24 protein-coding genes are annotated in these 21,944 nt (G+C 67.0%); all 24 read left to right on the forward strand.

Features of this window, described 5'->3' with window-relative positions; translation table 11 throughout:
- Positions 1-117: 117 nt before the first annotated feature.
- The 24 genes from iscB to M1P90_RS36405 all read left to right on the forward strand — a co-directional run bounded on the left by iscB (position 118) and on the right by M1P90_RS36405 (position 21,913).
- Positions 118-1,362: an RNA-guided endonuclease IscB gene (gene iscB, locus M1P90_RS36290; RefSeq protein WP_483705951.1), complete on the forward strand. Its 1,245-nt coding sequence runs from the start codon at positions 118-120 to the stop codon at positions 1,360-1,362.
- Positions 1,363-1,445: 83 nt separating this feature from the next.
- Positions 1,446-1,838, forward strand: coding sequence for a hypothetical protein (locus tag M1P90_RS36295; RefSeq protein ID WP_483705953.1), 393 nt, complete (start codon positions 1,446-1,448; stop codon positions 1,836-1,838).
- A 147-nt stretch (positions 1,839-1,985) separates the two neighbouring features.
- Positions 1,986-2,915 (forward strand): hypothetical protein, encoded by a 930-nt coding sequence (locus tag M1P90_RS36300; RefSeq protein ID WP_483705955.1) that lies wholly within the window; start codon positions 1,986-1,988, stop codon positions 2,913-2,915.
- A gap of 29 nt (positions 2,916-2,944) precedes the next feature.
- Positions 2,945-3,211: a hypothetical protein gene (locus tag M1P90_RS36305; protein WP_483705957.1), complete on the forward strand. Its 267-nt coding sequence runs from the start codon at positions 2,945-2,947 to the stop codon at positions 3,209-3,211.
- A gap of 58 nt (positions 3,212-3,269) precedes the next feature.
- A complete protein-coding gene (locus M1P90_RS36310; RefSeq protein WP_483705959.1) occupies positions 3,270-4,034 on the forward strand; it encodes a hypothetical protein in 765 nt (254 codons plus the stop codon).
- A gap of 2 nt (positions 4,035-4,036) precedes the next feature.
- The gene (locus tag M1P90_RS36315; RefSeq protein ID WP_483705961.1) at positions 4,037-5,515 is read left to right on the forward strand and encodes an HsdM family class I SAM-dependent methyltransferase; all 1,479 of its coding nucleotides are present in this window, start codon (positions 4,037-4,039) and stop codon (positions 5,513-5,515) included.
- Between the two features lie 15 nt (positions 5,516-5,530).
- Entirely contained in the window at positions 5,531-6,595 is a 1,065-nt protein-coding gene (locus tag M1P90_RS36320; protein ID WP_483705963.1) for a hypothetical protein, read from the forward strand.
- Positions 6,592-6,771 carry a hypothetical protein gene (locus tag M1P90_RS36325; protein WP_483705965.1) on the forward strand — a complete coding sequence of 60 codons (180 nt, stop codon included), beginning with the start codon at positions 6,592-6,594 and terminating at the stop codon, positions 6,769-6,771. The genes M1P90_RS36320 and M1P90_RS36325 overlap by 4 nt, the downstream gene beginning before the upstream one ends.
- Positions 6,772-6,864: 93 nt before the next feature.
- Positions 6,865-7,455, forward strand: coding sequence for a hypothetical protein (locus M1P90_RS36330; protein WP_483705967.1), 591 nt, complete (start codon positions 6,865-6,867; stop codon positions 7,453-7,455).
- Between the two features lie 17 nt (positions 7,456-7,472).
- Complete coding sequence (locus M1P90_RS36335) at positions 7,473-8,387, forward strand: hypothetical protein (protein ID WP_483705969.1); 915 nt, start codon at positions 7,473-7,475, stop codon at positions 8,385-8,387.
- A gap of 37 nt (positions 8,388-8,424) precedes the next feature.
- Positions 8,425-9,729: a hypothetical protein gene (locus M1P90_RS36340; protein ID WP_483705971.1), complete on the forward strand. Its 1,305-nt coding sequence runs from the start codon at positions 8,425-8,427 to the stop codon at positions 9,727-9,729.
- Between the two features lie 105 nt (positions 9,730-9,834).
- The gene (locus M1P90_RS36345) at positions 9,835-10,503 is read left to right on the forward strand and encodes a hypothetical protein (protein ID WP_483705973.1); all 669 of its coding nucleotides are present in this window, start codon (positions 9,835-9,837) and stop codon (positions 10,501-10,503) included.
- Between the two features lie 81 nt (positions 10,504-10,584).
- On the forward strand, positions 10,585-10,872 hold the full coding sequence (locus M1P90_RS36350) for a hypothetical protein (protein ID WP_483705975.1): 288 nt from the start codon (positions 10,585-10,587) through the stop codon (positions 10,870-10,872).
- Between the two features lie 32 nt (positions 10,873-10,904).
- Entirely contained in the window at positions 10,905-12,257 is a 1,353-nt protein-coding gene (locus M1P90_RS36355) for a hypothetical protein (RefSeq protein ID WP_483705977.1), read from the forward strand.
- A 135-nt stretch (positions 12,258-12,392) separates the two neighbouring features.
- Positions 12,393-13,277, forward strand: a complete 885-nt coding sequence (locus M1P90_RS36360) for a hypothetical protein (RefSeq protein ID WP_483705979.1) — start codon at positions 12,393-12,395, stop codon at positions 13,275-13,277.
- A 50-nt stretch (positions 13,278-13,327) separates the two neighbouring features.
- A complete protein-coding gene (locus M1P90_RS36365) occupies positions 13,328-14,038 on the forward strand; it encodes a hypothetical protein (RefSeq protein ID WP_483705981.1) in 711 nt (236 codons plus the stop codon).
- Positions 14,039-14,202: 164 nt separating this feature from the next.
- The gene (locus M1P90_RS36370) at positions 14,203-14,622 is read left to right on the forward strand and encodes a response regulator transcription factor (RefSeq protein ID WP_483705983.1); all 420 of its coding nucleotides are present in this window, start codon (positions 14,203-14,205) and stop codon (positions 14,620-14,622) included.
- Between the two features lie 205 nt (positions 14,623-14,827).
- The gene (locus M1P90_RS36375; RefSeq protein ID WP_483705985.1) at positions 14,828-16,291 is read left to right on the forward strand and encodes a hypothetical protein; all 1,464 of its coding nucleotides are present in this window, start codon (positions 14,828-14,830) and stop codon (positions 16,289-16,291) included.
- Complete coding sequence (locus tag M1P90_RS36380; RefSeq protein WP_483705987.1) at positions 16,288-17,001, forward strand: hypothetical protein; 714 nt, start codon at positions 16,288-16,290, stop codon at positions 16,999-17,001. The genes M1P90_RS36375 and M1P90_RS36380 overlap by 4 nt, the downstream gene beginning before the upstream one ends.
- Before the next feature lie 95 nt (positions 17,002-17,096).
- On the forward strand, positions 17,097-17,675 hold the full coding sequence (locus M1P90_RS36385) for a hypothetical protein (protein ID WP_483705989.1): 579 nt from the start codon (positions 17,097-17,099) through the stop codon (positions 17,673-17,675).
- 280 nt (positions 17,676-17,955) lie between these two features.
- Positions 17,956-18,426: a hypothetical protein gene (locus M1P90_RS36390; RefSeq protein ID WP_483705991.1), complete on the forward strand. Its 471-nt coding sequence runs from the start codon at positions 17,956-17,958 to the stop codon at positions 18,424-18,426.
- An 84-nt stretch (positions 18,427-18,510) separates the two neighbouring features.
- Complete coding sequence (locus M1P90_RS36395; RefSeq protein WP_483705993.1) at positions 18,511-18,783, forward strand: hypothetical protein; 273 nt, start codon at positions 18,511-18,513, stop codon at positions 18,781-18,783.
- 947 nt (positions 18,784-19,730) lie between these two features.
- Positions 19,731-20,774, forward strand: a complete 1,044-nt coding sequence (locus M1P90_RS36400) for a Vgb family protein (RefSeq protein WP_483705995.1) — start codon at positions 19,731-19,733, stop codon at positions 20,772-20,774.
- A gap of 281 nt (positions 20,775-21,055) precedes the next feature.
- Positions 21,056-21,913: a hypothetical protein gene (locus M1P90_RS36405; RefSeq protein WP_483705997.1), complete on the forward strand. Its 858-nt coding sequence runs from the start codon at positions 21,056-21,058 to the stop codon at positions 21,911-21,913.
- Positions 21,914-21,944: the final 31 nt, after the last annotated feature.

The following is a 21,944-nucleotide window of genomic DNA, read 5'->3' on the forward strand; positions in this document are numbered from 1 at the left end:
CGAAGCTCTGTGGACGTGCATTAAGGGTAGTGGAAACACGAATGTGTGTGCGTCGCGACAACACTGATAAACACCCGCGAGGAGCACTTTACTCCTTTAAGGAGGGCTTAGAGCCACATGAAGGTCTATGTTCGTAACCTGGACGGAACGCCGTTGATGCCCTGCAAGGAGGCCAAGGCCCGCAAACTCCTGCGCGCGGGCAAGGCCAGGGTGGTCGCGCACTCCCCCTTCACCATCCAGCTAGGGTGGCAGTGTGAGGGGCAGGTGCAGGAGGTAGTGGCCGGGATCGACAAAGGCAGCAGCGTGACGGGCATCAGTTGTGTCGGCAATGGAGCAGTCCTGCTGGCCGCCGAGATCCACCACCGCCGCGATGTGAAAGAAAAACTGGACACTCGCCGCGTTCACCGCCGTTCTCGACGCAACCGGATGTGGTATCGCCCGCCGCGCTTTGCCAACCGTGCGTCCAGTAAGCGCAGCAGGCGGCTGCCACCCTCCATCAGGACTAATGTGGACGAGGTGATCCGGGTTGTTCGGCAGCTTCCGCTACCGATCAGCCAGATCGTAGTCGAGGACGTGCAGGTCGACATTGCCCGACTAAATGACCCGACGCTTGCGGGCAGCCGCTACCAGGACCCGACCCGCCTCGATGAGAACCTGCGTCTAGCCTGCCTGATGCGCGACAGCTATAGGTGCCGGCACTGCGGCAAACGCAATTGCCGTCTCCAAGCGCACCACATCGTCTACCGCGAGCATGGCGGCAAGGACACGCTCGCCAATCTGCTGACGCTGTGCGATGCCTGTCATGAGAAGGTTCACGCTGGTACGATCACGCTCCAAGTGACCGGCGTGAGCGGGCGCCTCGACCAGATCGCCCAGCGCACCATGCAGGGGAAAGCCCACCTGTATGCGGCCTTGAGTACAGTTGCCCCGCTTACTACCGTGTTTGGCTATGAAACCGCCGCGTTTCGCAAGCACCGCCTCCTCCACAAATCGCATACCACCGACGCGCTGTGTGTTGCCACACTGGGGAGCAGGGAGGCCGTTGCCCCTGACTGCCCGAACAGCTACCGGATCGCTTTCCGGCCCCGGCAGACCCGCCGCCGCTACTACGATCTCCCTCGCAAGGGGATCGGACGAGTGCGCTACCAGGTGAACGAGGAGTTGGCGGGATTTCGGAAGGGCGACATCGTGCGAGTCAAGGGGAGGTGGGTGAAGCAAGTGAACAGTATCTATTCGCCCACCGCAACGATGCAGGGGCGATTAGCGTTTACGCGGGTCAAGGGCGAGCCAGCATCGGCCTTGCCGAAAGACTGCATCCTGCTGGAGCGGGGGCGCACGGTGCGTTGGGAATACTTGCACTAAAACGCAAAAGAACGCGAGAAAACGCTATGGTTCCAAAAACATGTTCCAATACGCGCCCAGATCCGCCGTTTGCGCGTGATTGTATGGCAGCAACTCGCGCCGTCTACAAGCGAAGCAATGTCGCCGTGGTCGAGGAGCCGGCCGTGGATGGCCTGGCCGTGCTTCGCGCCAGCTTCGCGGGCAACACGCTCTATATCCTGGCCGGTGGCGGAGCGGAGAACTGGCGCGTCGTGCAGCGCTGGGGCGAGGGCGAGCAGGCTGGCGAAGAAATTCTCCTCACCGACGCCGATCGCCCGACGGCGCAGACCTACGCCGCGATGGTGCTGCACTGCGTAACAGGCTTCGAGCCGAGCGGGCGCTTTCTGTATGATCGGGCCGCCGTGCTGGCCCTGTTCCGGCCATGGTACGGGCGGCATGCCGAGCAGATCCGCAATCGCCGCGGCAAGCTGCTGCCGGAGGAAGCGCTGCATGGCTAAGTTCGTCTGGGATGTCGCCATCTTCTTCGACCAGATCGCCGGCGCCACGAATAGCCGCGCGGCGTAGGTCTGGTCGAGCGGCGGTGCAGTCACGCGCCTGCACCGCTTGCTACGGAACCGCGCGTTGATACTCAAGGGATGATTGCGATGACAGCACCTACTACCGCTCCGGCCCACACGTACGCGCTGGAATGCCTAATCTGCGGCACGACGCCCGATCAGGTGCCGGATCTCCACCACGGGTCGGATTTGAACAACCTTCAAGCCCACATAATGCACGAGCACGGCTTCACCTGGGACGACTGGCAGACCCCCGATCGGATAGCGAAAACCGAGACCCGCCGCGCCGACGGCGCCATGATCTACGTCTGGACGCGCGTAACCGACGCTCTCCCATTCATGCGCGCCGCACAGACCGTCGCCCACGCCGCCCCGGCGGCTGACACGCTCTACCTGGACATCGCCAGCCAATCGCAGGCATGTTGGGACTGGCGCACGGACCTGGTTCACCTCACCGACCCCGCCCACGACAACAGCGTGACCCACTGCGGCCTGGCGGTCAACGGAACCGATCTTCCGTGGTTCAGCCGCACCCAGCCATATCTCGCGGCCTCCGACATGTGCAGCGCCTGCCACGACCTCGCGATCGGTCGCCAACTCGCGCGCGCCCTTCTCGCGCGCATCGACACGTCGCTGGCCGAGGCCGCGCTTCATCTGGCCCAAGCCGGCAGCCAGCCCCTTTCGGCGATCCGCTACGCGCACGCGCTGCGGCAGCGGCTGGATGGCTTTGCGCTTGTGCAGGAGCACGGGCGCCGCGCGCACATCGCCCTGGCCCTTGGGCCGGACGGGGCGCGTGTCGTCGTCGCGTTTCCCGTGGCGACCACTCGCCAGCCGATCGCCGTCGCGCTTGTGCCGCAGCCGCTGCGCATCAGCCCGGCGACGCCGCTCTGGGTCTCTACGGAGCCCGGCGGGCGCGGCTGGAACCGCCGTGCGGATCGCGAACATACCCTCTGGACCGGCGACGCGGCCGACCAGGATGCCATGGACATCATCGAATCGGTTGCTGCCTGTCTTTGATTCTCTTTTGTGTGTACGGGAGAAATCGTATGCCGATCGTCATCAGGTCACGCCAGGCGCCGTCGGTGCGCGATCGCGCCTCCGCCACACTGTTTGCGCTGAGCGGCTTGCTGCTCCTGGCCGTGCTCATCGCTCAGCCGCCGTCCGCGCTTACGCAACTGGCGGCCGCGGCCGCATCCACCGCCGCGGGCATCCCGATCCGCTACGGCATCCGCCGCTGGCCCATCGCGCTGGTGGCGAGCCTGGTCGCGCTCGCGCTCGCGCTTGGCGCGCGTGGAGTCGCTCGGTTCGTCTAAAGCTGCCGGTGTGGGGAATCTCCGTGCCGCTCGATGATACTTTTGGAGGCATCACTGTATGAGCCCTGCTCAGTCACAAGCCGCTCCTGGTGTTCCGACTTGCCAGGCGCATCCGCGCCACTCGCGCTCGGTACACGAAACATGCGCCAATCCGGCGAAAGGCGCCTACATTATCGGGCCGCTGCCAGGCCGCGGCGTGGCGCTGCTGTGCGGTAACCACGCTCAGCACAGCGTTTCGATCGACGTGATCTTCACGCCCGTCGACCTGGCCGCGCTGCCGCCCGCGCTGCGCGAATCATATCGCAAGGCGCAGTTGCAGTACGCAGACAACCTCAGGCACAAGATTGCCGAGCTTGAGGCCACGTACGATCGCACGCTGGCCGCGGCGGGCGCCGCGACCTACCACGCCACCGCCGGCTACATCCTCCGGGCGGCTTACCAGGTCAGGCCGCTGCGCGATCTGTGTGCCGGGGCGGCGGCGCTGCTGAGCGCGGAGACCGACCGCGTCACGCTGGTCGCCGATGGCGGCCGGCTGCACGTCGCGCACGGCGATGTCGAACTGACCGTGGCAGCCGAGCGCGACAGCGCGGCGGACGGCCATCCCTTTCGCGCGACCGTGACGCATGCCGGTCGGATCGACCTGACGGTCGCCGCGCTGCGGCTGATCGCGAAGCGGCTGCGCGGCGATCAGGGCGACACCTATGTGCTCGTCGAGGCGCTGGACGTCGGCAATGAGCTTGTCGTGCGGACGCTCGACGACGACCCTCGACACCTCATCGATCTGGCGCTTACTGCGCCGGCCGTGAGCACGGGGAACGACTAGCGATGCCTCGCAGGAGCAACACGGCCCGGCAGGGCCTCGCCGATGTATTCCGCGCGCTGCGCGCGACCATGCGCAGGGACCGCGGGCTGAGCGGCAGCTTCGATCGGCTGGCCACGCTGAGCTGGATTTTGCTGCTCAAGCTCGTCGATGATACCAACGGCGCGCGCGAGGCCGCGCAGCGGGGAGGCGCGGCGTTCGTCCCGACCATCCAGCCGCCGTATCGCTGGCGCGATTGGGCGGCGCGCCGCGGCGGGCTGCGCGGCGAGGCGCTGAAGCAGTTTGTTGACGGCGCCGGCGCGCTCCGTCCCGACGGCACGCGCGGGCCGTCTCTGCTGGCGGCGCTGCGCGACCCGGGCACGGCGGGCGCGCTTGCGACCGTGTTTCGCGACCTGACCAACCGCATGGAGAGCGCTGAGCAGCTCGGCGCGGTCCTCGACCTCGTCGACGGGGTCTGCTTTACCGATCCCGAGCAGCGCGCCGCGCTCTGCCATCTGTACGAGGCGCTACTCAAGGAGATGCACAGTGCCGGGTCGGCGGGCGAGTTCTACACCCCGCGCCCGATCGTGCGCTTTATGGTGGCAGCCCTGAATCCGCGCCTGGGCGAGGTGGTCGAGGATGTCGCGGCCGGAAGCGGCGGGTTTCTCGTCGAAGCCTACGCGCGCCTGGCCCGGCAGTGCCAGACGCCGGAGGACCATCTGGCGCTTCAGACGTGGTGTATTCGCGGCGGCGACGCCAAGCCGCTGCCGTTGTTGATGGCCACGCTCAACCTGATGCTGCATGGCCTTGAGGCGCCGCGGCTCGCGTACGGCAACGCGCTGCGTGGCGCGAGCGCGCCTGAAATGGCGGATGTGCTGCTTACCAACCCGCCATTCGGGGGCCGGGAGGACGTGAGCGGGCTTGGCGCACCGGAGGGCGGGGCCGCGACGAGTGATACGGCGCTGCTGCTGCTCCAGCTCCTGGCGCGCAAGCTACGGCGGCCGGGCGGGCGCGCCAGCGTGGTTGTGCTCAACGGCACGCTGTTCGCTGGCGGGGCGGCCGCTCGCGTGCGCGAGTGTTTGCTGACGACTTGCAATCTCCATATGATTGTGCGGCTGCCGTCCGGGGCGTTTGCGCCGTATTCGGATGTCCCGGCCAACATCCTGTTCCTCGACGCCGCGGGCCCGACTCGGGAGGTGTGGTTTTACGAGATGCCGCCGCCGCAGGGCCGCCAGCGCTATACCAAGACCAACCCGGTCGGCGACGCGGCGTTCGCCGACTGTCTGGCCTGGTGGCACGCCCGCGCGCAGCACGCGCGCGCCTGGCGCGTCCCGTTCCCCGAGATTGCGGCCGATGGCTACAACCTCGACCGCAAGAACCCGTACCGCGCGATCGGCGCGCCGGCGCCGGCGCCGCTTCAGATCGCTGACAGTGTGCTCCAGAAGGAGCACCGGATTATTGACCTGCTCTCCGAGATCAAAGCCTTGCTCCGCGACGCGGCGTAAGACGAAGGGACATTTATGCCGACACCGCTTCACAAACGATCGCTCAAGTCGCTGCAAGCCAAGCTGGAGCGCGCGCTCGATGCCGGCGCCACGGCGCACATCCACGCGGCGGCAACCAACCTGGCGCACCCCGCAAGCGTGCAGGGGATCACCGGCTGGCCGGCGCTGTGCGCGGCCGGGGCGGCATTCGCGCGCCTGGCCGTGCGGGAGGATGCCCCGCCGTTCACGGCGCTCGACGCCGCGCTGTGCTCTCGCGCCGGCGTGGCCGAAGACGAGCACGCGCGCGCTGCGGCCATGGCGTCTGACGACGCGCCCGACGACCCGCCAAGCGCCGAGCTGTGCGCGCGCTGGGCTCTGGCGGGCCGCTGGCGCGACCTGGCCGCGCTGTACCCGCCGGAGGGGCGGGTTGCGGAAGGGCCGTTCGGCGTCGCGAGCGGCGATGTCGCGCTAGCCGTCTGGCACCGCGCGCGGCGCGAAGGGCTGCCGCTGGCTCCGCTGGCGGCCAGCGCCGAGGCCGAGGCCGAGCGCGAGGCGTGGGAGCGCGTGCGGAGCGCGCTGCGGCCCCTCTACGAGACGCTCCACGCGTGCCGCGCCAACCTGCTCTGGCTGTCGCTCGTCGGCCAGCTCACAGAAACGCGCGAAGACGGCGCGCTGGCCACCCGCCTGCGCCGCGCCGGCTGGCGCTTCTGGTCGGTGCGCGTCGACGTAGGCGACCCGAACCGCCGCCTGATCACTCACGACCTCGACGGCATCAGCGACGGCGTGCCTGACTGGGTGCGCGCGCGCGGCGATACCACGCAGGGGTCGCTCCGCCGCTGGTGGGGGGTCAATGCCGGGCGCGATATAGCCACGTGGGACCGCGGCCCGCTGCCGCTCGCCGAAGCGCTGCTCGCGGTGGGGAGCGCGCAGGCCGCGCTGGAGTGGTTCGAGCGCCACGGGTGGGCGGTACGCGCCGCGCTCGCCGAGCGGAGCTGGACTGCGCGTCGCGGTGAGGAAGAGGTTCAGACCGTGACGTTCGCGGCGCTCATAGACCAGGCGCGGAACGCGATGGCCGCGGCCGTGGAGGAGGCGCAGGTATGACCGTACGCACGGATCGGCCGGCGGCCGGGCGGCCGCTCGACCTGGCGCTGGTGCAGGCGATGGGCTGGCAGATCGTGGTGAGCCCTGATAGCGCCGTATGGACCAGCGGGCCGATTGACGCGCCGCTCGTCGCGCCTGACGGCCCGCTGGTCGCGCTGCCGGCCGCCACTGGGTGACGCTGGTCGGCTCGAAGCAGATCCCGCCCGCTGAGCGCCGGCTGGCGGTCACGCGAGTGGGGCGCGAGGCAGTCGCCGAAAGTGGAGGATTGGATGATGGATAGCAGGACGTCGGGGCTGGTCGCAACGGGTGAATATTGCGTCTGCGGCGGTCTGGTAAAGCGATTGGACCGGCGGCCGGTCAAGGCGCGGGGCGAGTTTGGCGGGCCATTCTGCGCGAACTGCGGCGCGCGCGGGAAGGCATTGCGCTGCCGTCACTTTCCCGGGCTGGACAAGGAGCGGCAGGCGCAGGCCCTCAGGCTCTGGCAGCGCGAGGAGCGACTGGCCGCGCGCGTCTATCCCACGCTGTGTCTGGCGGTCGGCCAGGCGCCGCCGCTGGCCGCGGGCGATGTGCGGCTCCTGGTCGCCGAAGTCGACGAAAAGGCGCTGAAAGAGGCCATGCGCACGCTGGCGGCCGCGCAGAACCGGCGCGCGGCCGAGGCGGAGCAGGCGGGCGGCCCGAAGCGGCTGCGAGTATACGAGGCGGCGATCCTAATAGGCATCGTCACGCCGTATATGGCGCTAAGCACGCTGGCGCGGCTGATAGGCCGCCACTGGGCCACGCTGGTCCTGGAGAAAGAACAACCCGTAACCACAGCCGATATTGTCGCAACGCGACTGGGACGCGAAGGCTGTGAGCAGTGACAGAAGAGGGCACTATCGTGATCAACACACTACCGGCGACGCCAGAGCAGGCCGCCGAAATACTGCGATTGCTTGACTGGGGCGTGGAGCTAGCCCACGATGGCGCCTGGATCGCGCGCTCGCGGCGGCAGGATCTGCTCGCGCTTTCCAGGGAGGCGCTCGTAAGCGCGGCGCCGATCGTCATCGCTGAGCCATGCGCGCTCGACGCGGTCGTCGCTCAGCTTGCCCGGCTCCCGGGCGCGCTGCGTCTCGATCCGGTGCCAGTCACCGGCCCGCCCTGGCCTACTCTTCCGAGCCCGCTTGTCTTCGGCCACCACCGCGGCGCGCGCAGCGTGGAGGCGCCGCTGCACATCTGGCGGCCCACACCGCGCGGCCGCTCGAAGCAGCGCCATGTCACGTTCTGCGGGATTGTCATGACCGAGGCGCCAGGCGTCGTCAAGATGGCCGCGCTCGGCCTGCGCCTCTGCCGCGATTGCGGCCGAGTGCTGGCGGCCATCCGAACAGGCGCGGCGCAGACGCCCGAGCCACCCAAGCCGGCCGAGCTACACGGCTGGGCCTGGGAGCAGAACACGCGCACGATCGGCGCGCTCGGCTACTGGCGGCTCTGCAATCGCGCGACAGGGTTCGCTACGTCCGACGTCCCCGATCCTCGGGACGCGGTCGAGCGCGCGCTGATCAAGCTGCGCCAGCTCCTGCGCCAGGCCACGCGCCCGGGCAAGCCGGAAGCAGAGAGCGCGGCGGAGGTGCTGCGGGCCTACGGCTGGCCGATCGAGCAGGCTGGAGGTTCCTGGCACCTTACAGGACCAGATACGGAGCAGGTGGCGGTAGAGGACGCAGCCCTGATCAGGGCTGCGCGGGCGCTGCGGGCACGGCCTGATCAGGCGTTCGACGAGCTGGTCGCGGCAAGCGCGCAAGGCTCGCCGGCGTCGTAATGCGGACAACGAGCAGTACAACGGAGCACTAACGTCGATGGAATCAAAGATTGGCCTGGCAGGCGATATGGGCAGCCAGAAGCGGGCGGCGCTGGAGCATGCGCGGATCATCCAGGCGAGCCAGGGGTCATATATCGGGCTAGCTGGGAATATGAGCGGTGCTGTTCGCGGAGCAGTAGACCGCGAAGCGCGTCAGGAGCGGCGACGCACGTCAGCGACGCACCGCAGCCTGGGCGACCAGGCGACTGGTGTAGTCGGCCAGCACGCCGTTATCTTCTCAGCCTTTCACTACGATGTGACTCCCTACGTCGAAACCGCGCGCGGCGGGTTTATCTGCCCCGATCCCCAGGCGCTGCGCTGGCGCCCCGGGCGAGAGGCGTTCTGCTCGCGCGCCACGCGCCAGCTTCCCTATATGATTGATTCGTCCGGGTATGGCCGGTGGCGCGGCGAGGCGCCGCAGTGGGCGCATAGCCTGGAGGTTTATTTTGCAGCGCGAGAATTGACCGATCCTGATGGCTGGGCCGCCTTCGACGACCCGGAAAGTCGCACACGCACCCTGGACTGGCTGCGCGCGACGGTCGCGACATACCCGCACGATGCCGACCCGGCCAGCGGGAACTTCTGGCCTATCTACAGCATGCTGTGGAGCTGGGACGCCAATGCTCGCCTTGACGAGCAGCGCCTGGCGCCGTGCTTTCGCCGCGGCGTGCCGCTGCATGCCTACATCCCGTTCACCAGTACGCAGGTGCGCCCGACGTCCACAACGCTCGAACGCCTGGCATACCAGGCAATCGCCAACGCGCAGCGCGCGGCGCAGGACCCGGACCTGCGCTGGATGGCGATGCGCACGGGCCGCGTGATGATTGGCGGCATGGCCCAGAGTCCGTGTCACCGCCTCGTTCGCGGGCTCTATGGCGCGCAGCTTTACTACCAGCTCGCGCGAGGTGTTCCCGACATCAAGGTCTGGCTCCTCGGCCAGGCATCCGCCTACGTGGTCAACTCGCTCGGCGTTCTTGGCCTGCTCGACAAGATATGGATCGATGGAAGCTGGTTCATCCAGAATGCCTGCACCAACTCCATCCCAATCGTACAGGATGGTCTGATTACGATGCTGTCGCTTGGCAAAGGGCGCTTTGGCGAGAGCGCGCGCGAGGTACAGACCTTTTTCACCACCGAGGAGAAAATGGGTGCCCATGCGCGGAGTCTTCTCAGCGCTCGGGCTGGGCTGATCCAATGGCCGCCCGAGCCGGATGTCAGGCCGATCGACCTCCACGATCAGGAGCAGCGCGCGGCCGTCAAGCAGCATTACCACCAGGCGCAGATGGAACTGGGGCTGGCATAGCTGAGAAGCGATCGGCCTGGCGTCAACAGATCACTTGACATAAAATAATAACATGGTATAATCTTATCGCGTTATGATACATTTGTCAAGTTAGGGCGTGCCACCATGACAACTCAGCCAGCCTCTTTTGACTTCACCTTCGGCATCCAGGTCGGCCAGCTCGTCGTCTCGGGCTACGAAAACAAGCGCTGGGTCTACCGCGTAATCGCGGTCGAGCGGCGCTATTACACCAGCCAGGACCGCTGCTTGCCGCGCGGCGCGCAGGTCGGCGATGAGTACAACGCGCTCGTCCGGCTGGAAAAAGTGCTGAAGCCCGACATGACGCCCGTCAAGAAGCCCGGCAGCCCGGTCACCTATGATGCCTGTTATATCATTCCGTTCACCGACGCTTTTATCGACCAGCAGATCGCCGCGCTCCAGGCCCAGATCGCCGCCTACAACATCGCGCGAACACTGCTGAGCGCCCCGCCGCAGGCCAGTGCGCAGCAGCTAGTCAGGGCCGCAAAGCCCTCCAAGACCGCCGCGTGGGCCGCGGCTGTGCGCCAGCTCATCACCACGCATGCCGTCCAGGAACCATACCGCGCCGACCTGGAGGCGTTGGCCACCGCGCTGGAGCAGATCACCCCGCGGAGCACGCGGCGGCTGGAGGAGCTGGCCGAGGAACTGGGCGCCGTGAGGGGCGGGCTGCTCCAGCAGACGGCGGCCCGCAACCCCGCCGCGGCAGAGGCGATCGACGCGATCACCGACCAAATCGACGCCCATCTCGGAGTCTAAGCAGACGCAACGTATGCCAGGCCCTGATGAGGGCCTGGCCTCGTGCAGCTCGCCTCCGGCGACATACATCGGAGCACCGCAATGGCACACAGCATCACTCACCGTGTCCAACGAGACGGCCACGGCCTTCTGGTGGTGGAGACCCGGCAGGATGACGGCAGCCACACGTTCGAGATTGCCGACGGCCGGGCCATTGTTCCGTTCGGCGTTGCAGTGATCTATGACCCCACGCTGCCGCCGCCGAACCAGCTCAAGATCTATATGCCGACGAGCTGGAGCGACGGGCTGCTGGTTGAGGACGTCCGCTGCGTCCTGGCAGTGCTTGCCGAGGCCACCGACCGCGCCGACACGCTCAGTAGCACCTGCTGAGCGTCTACGTGCTGAGGACGTCGCAACCAGCTATGATCCACGCCCCTCTTTTCTATTTCGCCATCGGAAAGCGTCCTGCCAAGCGCGACCTTGAGCTGGCGGTGCGCTGCGGCCAGGATGCGTTCCTGATCATCGCCGGCTCGCGCGGCGCGCGCTACGTGCGCGAGTGGGCGCGCCAGCACGGTGGCATCAAATATTGCTATGATAATGGGGCGTGGCCCCCAGGATCGCCGGACCGCCTGCCGCTGCTCGGGTATATTCAGACGCTGATCGACGACTATGACGGCTACCGGCCTCGATTCGACTGGGCACCGAGCTATGATGTTCTCGGCGACGCGACCGCTGGCACGCGCAACTACCCCGCGATCGTCCGGGCGATCATGGCCGCGACGCGCGACCCTGGCCCGCCGATTGTCCCCGTCATCGCCTACCCGGACGGCCTGCGCGACGCGCTAGGGCGCGACCGGCACACCGCGGCCGCTGTGCTCGACCACCCCTCGCCGCTCGACTTCGCGAGCCCGGCCTTTCTCGACTACCTCGACGCCGTCTGCGCAACCCCCGGAACCATGTACAGCGAGCCGCGGCCGCTCGTCCCGCGCGTTGCGATCGGCGGCATGGTCGTCGCGCGCTACTCGACTGCCTCTATCGCATGGTATGAAAGGCTGATCGCCGACCTGGAGCAGGCCGACCTGGTCGACCTGTACTGGCAATCGCTCCACCTGTTCGGTGTCGGCAAGCCGAGTCTGACTCTTCGCAGCGGCTGTGTGCTCTCCTTCGACAGCTCGGGCCCGGCCGCCATGGCCAAGAACGGCTGGCAAAAGATTGCGCCAAGCTATGATGGCGTCTACGGCCTTGGCCCGGCCAAGCTCAAATCCTCGCGTGAGGCGCGGCTGGTCTACCACCTCTGCCGCTACCGAAACCTCATCGGGCTTCCGTGGATGCCGATCGCCGAGGCGGATCTCCGTGATGACAGGGAGGCGGCTGACGGGCCTGAGGATGCGGAAGATGAGCAGTTGGCTGCCAGGGCGCCGAAGGCGGTTAGCCTGCCGCCGCGGCGCAGCCTGGAGGAGCTGCTCGCCGCGCGTCAGGAGCCTGAGGTTGACTGGCGGCTGCCGCCGCCGCCGCGCGACGGAGCGGGGCGGCTGGTCTGGACCGGCGTCAGCGTTCCGCACCTGCTGGCCGACACCAGGCTGCTGGACGAGCTGGAGCAAGACCTGGCCGACCTTGATGCGCTGGCCTGGCGCTGGCTCGTGGAGGAGGTGCTGCCGTTTGTCGCAAGCGAGCTGTGCGAAGACGGCCACATCGCCGACGCGTACCGTGTCGATGCGCTGCTCCAGCTTCTGGCGGCGGCCAATGAGCCGGTTATCATTGCAAAGGCGGCTTGATGGGAAGCGCCTTGCTCTATCAACGGTAGCAGCACATATCTACTCAGTAGATTGACAAAGGTATCATAAGACGATATTATTCTCGTATGAACTCGCCTGCCATACATCACATGCGCACGAACTGATGAGGCCGCGATGAGCTTTGTTCTCGGCAACACCCTTCATACTACGGCCGAAGGCCACCTGGTCGAGTTCGACGCGGACGGCTCGATCATCGGAACCGTGGACGCGGCGAGCCTGCCGCTCGCGGCGCGGAGCGCGTTCAGCCAGTACCAGCAAGTGTATCGCGAGTCACAGCTCGCCCTGCCCCAGCCAGGCGAGAGCCCCGCGGCAGCCAGGCGTCGCGCCGCCAGCGATCGCCGCAAGCAGGCCAACGTTCGCGACGCCGCCTGGGCCGTCGAGCGAGCGATCTGGCACAGCCGCACCCGCGCGGCCGTCGCCGAGTTGGTGGCGCAGCTCAACGCGCTTCAGGCGGGCTGGAGCTGGGACGACTTCCTCACACCACAGGAGTCTGGGATGGGGTGGTATGGCGCGCTTGGCGATCCACAGGGACGCCCGATCCCGCTGCGGACATGCGTCTTTCTTGGCCAGGTGGTGCTGATGACGCTGGATGCCATGCCCGCCGAGACGCTCGTCGACGAGGCCGCGCCCGCCGCGGCGCCGACGGTGCGCGCGTTGCATGACGCGGCGATGGAGCAGGCCGAGCGAAATTTTGTCGCAAAGCGAACGAGGAACAAGCTGAACGCCGGCGATCTTATCGGCGCCTGGCGCGACGAGGCCCGCGCCACGGCGATCGTGCTGCGCCAGCCCATCGAGCAGGCCGAGCCGACCCGCGGCATCCTCTGCTCGTCGGCGGCTTTCTGCGCGCTGGATTGCTTGTTCTTTAATTCGGCGGACAGCTTGATTCGCGCCGGTCTTGCCGGCCGGCCGGATGGCCACACGCGTACGCGGCTGGAGGAGGCGCAAGCTGACCTGGACCGAGGGCGCGCGCTGGGCCGGCATGCTGGAGACGGCCGATGAGTTGCGCGGCCAGCCACGCGCTGCCGCGCACAACACTGAGAGGACACACTATGACGACAACACAGCAGGATCTGCTTGCTCATGACGTCCATCCGCAGGAGCTGCGCGTGACGCTGCTGGCTGTGCGCTACCACTTCGCCGGCGCCGATGCACGCCGTGCGATCCGTGAGGAAATCGACGGCATGCAGAGCGAGCACCGCTGCCAGTTTGGCATGGCGATCGCCGGGGTCGACCCGGAGGCCGCGCGCCTGCTTGTGCCTAAGCTCAACTACCCGGCCGACCAGATGCGCGTGCTTTGCGCGCTCGCGGCGTCCGGCGGCGTTGGAGTGAGCACGCAGCTGACTGAGCTGGACCTGGCGCGCGCGATCACCGAGGTACGGGCCCGCGTCCAGGCGGTGGCAGCGCTCGCCGCCGCCATTCAGCGCGAGAACGACTGGGCGCCGCGAGCGTGTGCCGCGGCGCTGGACGCGACCGTCGGCGACCTGGCACAGATCACCGACGACGTTCAGCGCGCCGACAGCATCGCGGATCTGGCGCCCGTCGCACTGACCCCCGAGCGGCTGCCGCACCTCCTGGCCTTCGCACGCCAGATCGAGCGTGGAGATCAGCGGGCTGAGGCGCTGATCGCGCTGGCCACGCACCTGCCGCCCGAGCTGGAATCCGATGCGGCCGCGCTGCTGGATGAGTCTCAGTCAGCCGCTGCCGCCTGGTGGAACCAACTCAAGGAACGCAGCGCCCGCCGGGGACAGCACTCTGAGTGAATACGCTACGACACTGAATCATAAATTAACGACATCGATCCGGTTTTGCCAATAGCTTGGTTGACTATTGGTAATGTGGGTGTACCCTCGATAGTTTATACTTGATGCTTGATACTTACTGACCAGCGAACACAACGCCCTCGTTGGCACGAAGGATAGAAGCCGTGATCTCTATAACTACTGACCAGCCGACATGGCGCATCCTCGTCGTCGAAGACGAGCCGATCATCTCGGGCGCTGTGGAGCGCGCACTCAGAAGTCTGGGGCACACCGTCAACGTTGCCGAGGATGGGACCAGCGCGCTTCATATGGCTCATGTCGAACTGCCGGATGTCATCTTGCTCGACGTCAACATGCCTGGCCGTGATGGATTTGAGGTCCTCGACGCGCTCAAAGAGAGCAGCTCCACCCGCGATATTGCGGTGATCATGGTCACAGCCCAACGCAGTGAGGGCTACATCGTCGCCGGGCTGCGCCAGGCCGATGACTATATCACCAAGCCGTTCAGTATGGGCGAGCTGGTGGCGCGCCTCAATGCCGTCATGCGGCGCGCGGGCAACCACGCGCGAGCTAGCCACGCCTGACCTGACATCTCCTCCGAGAACGAACACCACGCCGGCTCACCAGGCCGGCGTGGTGTTTTTATTTCCCCGCGCTCATACGCGCCCGCCGATCACCTAATTACTTGACAAAAGTATCATATAGTGATATTATCCTCGTATACTTCGATAACCGTTCGGGGATGCTACCGGCACATTATCCGCCTGACACAGCATTCGGAGCCTGCCAATGACTGCGACGCCCGCAGCACCAACGCCTCGCATCGCACCCTGCTCGCGCGGGATCGGCGCCGGTGAGCGCGCCGACTATGTCTGCGCGTTCCCCTGGCCGGAGGACTGCCGCATCCAAGGCGGTGAACACGGCGTCGTGTTCACGCATGCGCCCGCTGATCCAATCGCCGATGTGCTGAGCGCGGTCGTCGACGTGGCCGCGCCAGACGCCGCGCCCCAACGCCCGGACCGGTACACAACCGCATTCTTCGAGGCGTTCCCCAGCCAGCCGGATACCTTCATCCGCGGCGAGGGCGCGACGGTCGAGGCGGCCGAGGCCGACTGCTGGGTGCGGTACCAGTGTATCATGGCGTGTGACGCGCACGTCTTCGAGCGCCGCGGCAGGCGCGACGGCTACGGCTACTGCATGAAATGCGGGCTCGGCTCGATGGTGTTCGAGCCGCTCGATCGCTGCGCCGTCTGTGGTACCCTGACCTTCTACGCCCACGATCTTGACGGTCTCGCCTACTGCGAGGCGCACTTCGAGCAGATGCCTGAGGACAAGCAGCCGCAGTCGGTCAAGCTCTCGCTTCAGTTCCGCGTCTCCGACGCGGCGCTCACCGCCTACGGCGAGCGGCTGCGCGACGCCCTCGACGCCCAGGATAATGGGGCGTTCCACCAGGTCACGATCAGGCGCGGCCAGGTCACGCTCGTCGTCTGGGTCAACCGCTTTCACGCCGGCACGCCGCTCCCAGTCCGCCTCCACGGCGGCCAGGACCCGGAAGGGGTTGAGTACGACGCGATCGACGCCGCGCAGGACAGCGGCCGCCTGGTCGACTTCATCGAGCGCGATCGCTGGACGCCCGAGCGCGCCGGGCATGACGCCGAGCGGTTTGCCCGCCTGATCGCCGCCGGCGGCCTGCCGCTGCCGCTCCAGGTCGCGCGCACGCTGCGCGCGCTGCTGGCGGAGAGTAGACTCGACGCCCTCGACACGCGCGCGGCTGCCTGGCTGCTGCGCCGGTCGCGCGATGGCAAGCCAGGCGCGCGGCTGCTGACGCCGACCGAGCTGATGGCGGCGTGGCGGATCGTTCGGCGCGTCGACCGCTTCTTGCTTCCCGCCGGCCAGGTTCTGGAGTATTATCTCCGCGAGCACACTCCGGCGACTGGCGTGGCGTTCCTGGAGAGCCGCGAGCGCGGGAACCCGGTGCTCGCCGTCGCGTTGCACCCCGAGTCGGCCGCGTGGGGCAGGCTTTGCGATGCGTATAAAAACATGCACGCGGTGCTGGCCATTGGGCCGGAGGGCATCCCGGACGCCGAGCTGGCCGAAATCGTGCTTGGCCCGGACATAAGCTGCGCCGTCTGGATTGCCGACTGCGACCACACCGACTTGATCGCAAAACTCGTGCCTGAGCTGGTCTTCGAGACGCGGCTCGCGCGAGGTATCAGCCGCCGGCGCGCGGCACTGAAAGCTGAGGCAGCATGAGCATTTCTCCCGAGGCGCTGGAAGGCGCGGGTATCGCACTGGAGTCGCAGCTCGCGGAGTATCTCGCGGCGCTATATCTGAATGTTGGGGCCGAGGATCGGCCGGCGATTCTCGACGCCGCTCGCCGGCGCCTACCACTGTCCGAGCGCAGCCTGTTCGCCGTCGCACTCGCGCCGCTCGACCCTGTCCAGGCATTTCTCTTCCAGCGTGACTGCGACCCTGACGACACCGCGACAATTTTGCGCGCGCTTGCGCCCCATCTCGGGCAACTCCGGCCGGAGCATATCGCCGGCATGCTGGACATGGTCCGCCGCCTGGCCAGCCCTGTGAGCCGCGTGCGGACACTGGCGGCGCTCGCCGTGGGGCTGCGGCCGCTGGCCCGCAGCGCAGCCGAGCGCCGCGCCCTGGGGCCGACCATCGCGGACGCCTGGCGGGATGCGGTCGAGTCGCTTGCGCACGCGCCCGCAGCCCGGCGGCGCGAGCTGATCGAGTTGCTGGCTGAGGCGCCGTCGGTTCACTTTACGACGCTGCTTGCGTCAGCACGCGCGCTCGGGCCCGGCGAGGGCCGTGCCGAAGCCCTCTGCGCGCTGGCCCAGCATGTGCCTGATGGCGCGGGCGTCATTGGCCTGGATCTGATGCAGGAGGCGTACCAGAGCTACGTGGCCTTTGCTGAGAATCTCGCGGCGGTCGATGCAACCGGACTGATCTGATGGCTAGTCGTCTTTCGTGGATGCCGAGCGGCGCGATCGTTGTCGCTGTGGCCCAGGTATCTCGCGTTTGTTGCCTGTTGTGAGGAGATACAGTGATGGAACTGGACATCGACCGCGCGCTGCGTCTGCTGTGCGCGCTGCACCAGGAGGGCGCGGCCAGCGCAGCAGTCAACTACAACGACGGCGGCGATACCCTGCGGGTGACGATCCAGCTCATGCAAGACGCGCCCTACGGCATTCGGGCCACGGTGACCCGCGCCGGCCATGCGCGCATCATCCAGGATCTCACCGATACCCTGGAGCGCAGGCTGCGCGCCCACATTGCCGGAGTGGATGCCGTGCGTGGCATCCCCGAGCAGTTCATCGTCGCAACGCTGCCGGACCGCAGCCGCTGGGCCATCCCCGCGCGGATCATCGCGGAGTGGCGCGCGGCCTACTTTGCCGAGCGCGATGCGGCACGCGGCGACGGGGACTTTATCGAGGTCTACGTCCGGGAGTTGCAGATTGGCCTGCGCGATCCAGGTGAGCTGCTCGACTACTCGCACAATTCGACCGCCTGGCGCGATGTTCGGCCCTACGCGCAGCGTCTACCCAATGAGCCGGAGGCGCCGGTCAACCACGAGCGCACCTGGAGCAATGCGCACAAAGAGATCGTCCCTGCACACGCCGGTTAGCGCGGCAGAAAGCGGCAAATCCCATGATGTGTGGGCCGAACAAGCACGGCTTTCCGAGCCGCCACAAGCGGAAGCAGAAGCGGTGGTTTGGGTTTTTGACGGGCGATCTGGTGCGGGGGGTCATTCCTGGCGGGAAGTACGCTGGCACGCACATCGGGCGGATCGCAGTGCGTTCGCGACCGCTGTTCAAACTCAGTGGGTTTGACGTGCATCCCAAATATCTCAGGGTGATCCAGCGGGCGGATGGCTATGCCTATGCGATGCGAACGGAGAGATCGTGATGGCGAAAGCACGCACCATTGTAGCAGTTACCGAGTTCTCGTCTGATCTTCGATCGTTACCAAAGCCGGGAATTCGGGCACATGCTCGAATCTTCTGTATGCGGTGTGGGAGACATCACAATCTGCACTGGGGAGAGTTCAAGAACGCGCTGGACATCGAGCGCGTGACAGCTCACCGCCCGTATCATCCTGGCGCGGGGATGAAGACACGGACTTCGCTCCAAGAAATCACCGACATCTATGCCTTCAAGTATTGCGATCGGGAATCGGATGGTGGCGGCTACGACTATACGTGTTTGGACGCGGCTTCCCCCCGCCTGCTAATGAAGATTGAGAAAATAATCGGGAAGTCCGCGCAGGCGGGCTTTGCCACTGTAGCCGAGGGGTTCAGCCCGACGGTGGGCTGCCCGCGAGCTAAAGCTCTTGGCTACTGCCACGAAGGCCGCCTGCGCGGCCTATACCCGATTTAATAGTAAAAGTTCATAAGCAGGCGGCCCCGCCGCGCAATTTCGGTGGTCGTATCGTGGTGCGTGAGAGACAACGAGAGCTGACCGATGAATGAACACAACCAGGTGGCGGCAGAAACGACCGCGGACACCGCCGATCTGCTGAGCCCACCCGCCGCCGCCCGCGAGCTGGCGCGGCTGTGGGGCCGGCCGTCGCTCAGCGTGGACAGCGTCTACCTGTACATGCGCCACAAGGGCCTGAAGGCGATCGATCTGCCCCCGCGAGGCAGGAGAAGGCGGTACGGCATCGCGCGCGAGGAGCTGGAGCGGTTTGCTCGCGCCCACCCCAAATTGCATCCTGGCAAGCCGCGGCGGCCGTGATCAGGTTCGCCGCACGGTTTGCCGGCTGGCGCGATGGCTTGCGCGAAAGCTGGCGGGGTATGTAGCGCGACGGGGGCGCGACGGGGGCGCGACGGGGGCGTGATGGTGTTACCGTCAGGCGCGCCTGAGGCAGCCCAATGCAGGTGCGCCCGCCGACTTCTTCTCTCCCTGTCGCGTGTCTCCCACGCCGGTCGGTCGGCGATTCAGTCGTCTCTGGCCAGTCGCATCGCCCAGCGCTGAGTCGCAGCGAATCGCAACGTGCCCGCACCGCGCTGCGTCGATCCGCGCCGGGCGGCGGCGCGCGGTTCCCCGCGAGCGGCGGCGAGCAGCGGCGCGGAGGAGCGCAGTGGAGGGAGGGGCCCGACCCGACGGAGTGAGGAGCCTGCGACGAACGCAGGAGGGGCGGGAGGGCGCCCGCAACGCAGCGACACAGCAGAGCGGCGGCCGTGTGCCAACGACCCTGCGGGGGTATATCGGCGGCGAGTGGGGGACGGCGTTCCACCAGTGCAGGCGGGAGACATCGCGGGCGCGGGCCGCGCGGTGGGGTATGTCGGCGGCCCGTGCCGCTGGCGTGTCCATACCCGGTGGCGCGGCACTCCGGCGCTGAGTGAGGGAATACTTTCTGCTGGTCACTCTGGCGGCCATATCTGGCCTGCGGCAGGCACGCCGGCGGCGGCCGGTGGATCGTGTTCCACCGCTGGCCTAGCTCGGCGATCTCGCGCGCGGCTCCCTTCAGCGGGCCGCCTGGCGTCCCAGGAGGTGCGACAGACTATGGTAGAATAGCGCGCGTGCGACGAGCGCCAGTCCCACGCGTTCCATCACACCATGCAGACGTCGAGCCAGATCTGGCCCCGGTGTTTCCCCCGATCTTTCGCAGCCCCTACTTGCCTGCGCGTTTCGATAGAACCCCGTGTGTCTTTCCGTTTTGTTGACCAAGGAGAGATTGGATGCAAACAGCCCTCTCGCTTCGCCTTCCTGGAGCCCGCCACGCGCGGTGGATAGCGCTGGTGCTTGTTCTGGCCTGTCTCGCCGCGTGGGGCACTGGCGCGCGCGCGGCGGCGACGCCCCCCATCACTGAGTACCCGCTGCCGACTTCGGCGGCCGGGCCCCAGGATATTACGAGCGGACCCGATGGCAGCCTCTGGGTGACTGAGAACCTCGCGAATAAGATCGCGAAAGTCACGACCACGGGCGTTGCCACCGAGTATACCGTGCCGACGACCAACGCCAACGTGGTTGAGGTGACGGCCGGACCGGACGGGGCGCTGTGGTTCACCGAGCTGAGCATCAAAAAGATCGGGCGCGCCACGACAGCCGGGCAGATCACCGAGCTTCCGCTGACCGGGACGACCGGGGGACCGTCGTCGATCATCAACGGGCCTGGCGGGCTCTGGTTTACGCTGCCAGACGACAACGCCGTGGGGCGGATTACGACCGCCGGCGTTGTCAGCACCTTCGTTCTTACCACGACTAACGTCGATGTCCGCGACCTGGTCCTGGGGCCTGACGGCGCGATCTGGGCGACGGAGACCTCCTTTGCGACGGATGCCATCGCGCGCCTCAACCCCGCGAACGGCCAGGTCACCGAGTATCCGCTGCCCGATTTTGGCGGAACGTCCCAGCTCGCCGTGTCGGGCGGCATGATCTACTTCACGGTGACGCAGAGCAATCTGATCGCGCGGTTAAATCCGGCAACCGGAGCGGTGACCCCATTCCCGATCCCGACGGCGGATGTCCAGCCAACTGGCATCACCGCCGGCGAGGATGGCAACATCTACTTCACGGAAGCGGCCGACGGCGCGCCGGGGCTCGGCCGCCTGGAGCCGAACGGCACGGTCACCGAGTGGACCGCGCCCACGCCCAACAGCAGTATCCAGGCCCTCACGATCGGGCCCGACGGCAATCTCTGGTATACCGGGTTCGCGTCCAACAAGGTCGGAAAGGTCGCCATCGCGTTCAAACAAGTCTTCCTTCCGCTCATCCGGCGCTAGAGGAATACCTCCTCCACACGAGGCGCCCGCCGATCTATATCGGCGGGCGCCTCGTGTGTCCCGCGGTCTGCCCGGCCGTTACCGTTTCACATTCCTGGTATTTCACAATTTGACAATAATGTGATGACATGCTATGATCATCTCAGCGTTCTACCGCTTCTGTATGCGCATCCCGTGGGGATCTAAACGAAACGAGCACCGCCATAGGAGAGCCAACCGTCACCTCGATCGGCGCCAAGCCGCACGGCGCCGTACTGCCGACCAGGCCACACCCACACTGCGTGGTCGATCAGAGCCGCTCGGCCGTCGCTGCGCGCGCCTGCCGCGCGCAGGAAGGCGCCTGTTTTCGCAACGCCTTTGTCGCGCTGGGCGCCCCCGCGCTGGCTGCGCAGGGCCTCGCGTATATTGAGGGCTGGGTCTACGATCCAGCCTTCGGGTTCGCGTACCACCACGGCTGGAACGAGGTGGTCCAGGATAATCAGCCGTGCGTTGTCGATGCGACTCTCTACCGGCTGGCAGGGCTCTGCTATTTTCCGGTGCTGCGTCTCACGCGCGCCGAGGCCGTCGCGCTCCACGAGCAGATCCAGCGCGTGCGCGGCAAGCAGCGCCCTACCTTGCCGTTCGTCGTCTACGCGCACGATCTGCTGCCCGGTGGTGTAACGCTGCGCTTCCGCCAGGCGCGCGACATGGCCGAGGCGTGGGGCCAGGCGACACAGCCGCACCGCGCGCTGGCGGCCGCGCTGAGCCTGCTGGACGCGTACCCCGATCTCGACGGCCGCGACCTGATCCTCGCCACGCACGTCCTGCTGGAGGAGGCCGCCATCGCGCACACGCCGATGCGCGGCTCGATTTCGCGCGGCCCGAGCGGCGCAGTCCTAACGCCGCACTGGTGGATCGATCTGGCCGACGGTAAGCGGATCGACTTTCGCGCCCGGCAGGGGCTCGACCACGAGAGCGGCATTCCGTCGGGCATTTTCGACCCGGCGGCATGGCCGGACGTCGCGTACCAGGGCGCTCCGGTGATGGACATCCCGCCCGTCGATGCCACGCGCGGCGCGCTGGATCTCGACTGGCTGACGCTCAGCGCCGCCGTCCGGGCCGCTGTCGCGCGACCTGGAGGTGCGGAGACGGCGCGGTGATTACACGCCTCCTCATGGCGGCCTGCCGCCG

It is taken from the genome of Kouleothrix sp. 19917, from assembly GCF_057073505.1.

Bases quoted from the DNA above. Each gene is read 5' to 3' on its own strand.
- M1P90_RS36390 (WP_483705991.1), top strand. From the start codon at position 17,956: ATGGCGAAAGCACGCACCATTGTAGCAGTTACCGAGTTCTCGTCTGAT.
- M1P90_RS36350 (WP_483705975.1), top strand. From the start codon at position 10,585: ATGGCACACAGCATCACTCACCGTGTCCAACGAGACGGCCACGGCCTT.
- M1P90_RS36345 (WP_483705973.1), top strand. From the start codon at position 9,835: ATGACAACTCAGCCAGCCTCTTTTGACTTCACCTTCGGCATCCAGGTC.
- M1P90_RS36340 (WP_483705971.1), top strand. From the start codon at position 8,425: ATGGAATCAAAGATTGGCCTGGCAGGCGATATGGGCAGCCAGAAGCGG.
- M1P90_RS36400 (WP_483705995.1), top strand. From the start codon at position 19,731: ATGCAAACAGCCCTCTCGCTTCGCCTTCCTGGAGCCCGCCACGCGCGG.
- M1P90_RS36310 (WP_483705959.1), top strand. From the start codon at position 3,270: ATGAGCCCTGCTCAGTCACAAGCCGCTCCTGGTGTTCCGACTTGCCAG.
- M1P90_RS36330 (WP_483705967.1), top strand. From the start codon at position 6,865: ATGATGGATAGCAGGACGTCGGGGCTGGTCGCAACGGGTGAATATTGC.
- M1P90_RS36305 (WP_483705957.1), top strand. From the start codon at position 2,945: ATGCCGATCGTCATCAGGTCACGCCAGGCGCCGTCGGTGCGCGATCGC.
- M1P90_RS36365 (WP_483705981.1), top strand. From the start codon at position 13,328: ATGACGACAACACAGCAGGATCTGCTTGCTCATGACGTCCATCCGCAG.
- M1P90_RS36375 (WP_483705985.1), top strand. From the start codon at position 14,828: ATGACTGCGACGCCCGCAGCACCAACGCCTCGCATCGCACCCTGCTCG.
- M1P90_RS36380 (WP_483705987.1), top strand. From the start codon at position 16,288: ATGAGCATTTCTCCCGAGGCGCTGGAAGGCGCGGGTATCGCACTGGAG.
- M1P90_RS36395 (WP_483705993.1), top strand. From the start codon at position 18,511: ATGAATGAACACAACCAGGTGGCGGCAGAAACGACCGCGGACACCGCC.
- M1P90_RS36315 (WP_483705961.1), top strand. From the start codon at position 4,037: ATGCCTCGCAGGAGCAACACGGCCCGGCAGGGCCTCGCCGATGTATTC.
- iscB (WP_483705951.1), top strand. From the start codon at position 118: ATGAAGGTCTATGTTCGTAACCTGGACGGAACGCCGTTGATGCCCTGC.
- M1P90_RS36320 (WP_483705963.1), top strand. From the start codon at position 5,531: ATGCCGACACCGCTTCACAAACGATCGCTCAAGTCGCTGCAAGCCAAG.
- M1P90_RS36385 (WP_483705989.1), top strand. From the start codon at position 17,097: ATGGAACTGGACATCGACCGCGCGCTGCGTCTGCTGTGCGCGCTGCAC.
- M1P90_RS36360 (WP_483705979.1), top strand. From the start codon at position 12,393: ATGAGCTTTGTTCTCGGCAACACCCTTCATACTACGGCCGAAGGCCAC.
- M1P90_RS36325 (WP_483705965.1), top strand. From the start codon at position 6,592: ATGACCGTACGCACGGATCGGCCGGCGGCCGGGCGGCCGCTCGACCTG.
- M1P90_RS36355 (WP_483705977.1), top strand. From the start codon at position 10,905: ATGATCCACGCCCCTCTTTTCTATTTCGCCATCGGAAAGCGTCCTGCC.
- M1P90_RS36295 (WP_483705953.1), top strand. From the start codon at position 1,446: ATGGCAGCAACTCGCGCCGTCTACAAGCGAAGCAATGTCGCCGTGGTC.
- M1P90_RS36300 (WP_483705955.1), top strand. From the start codon at position 1,986: ATGACAGCACCTACTACCGCTCCGGCCCACACGTACGCGCTGGAATGC.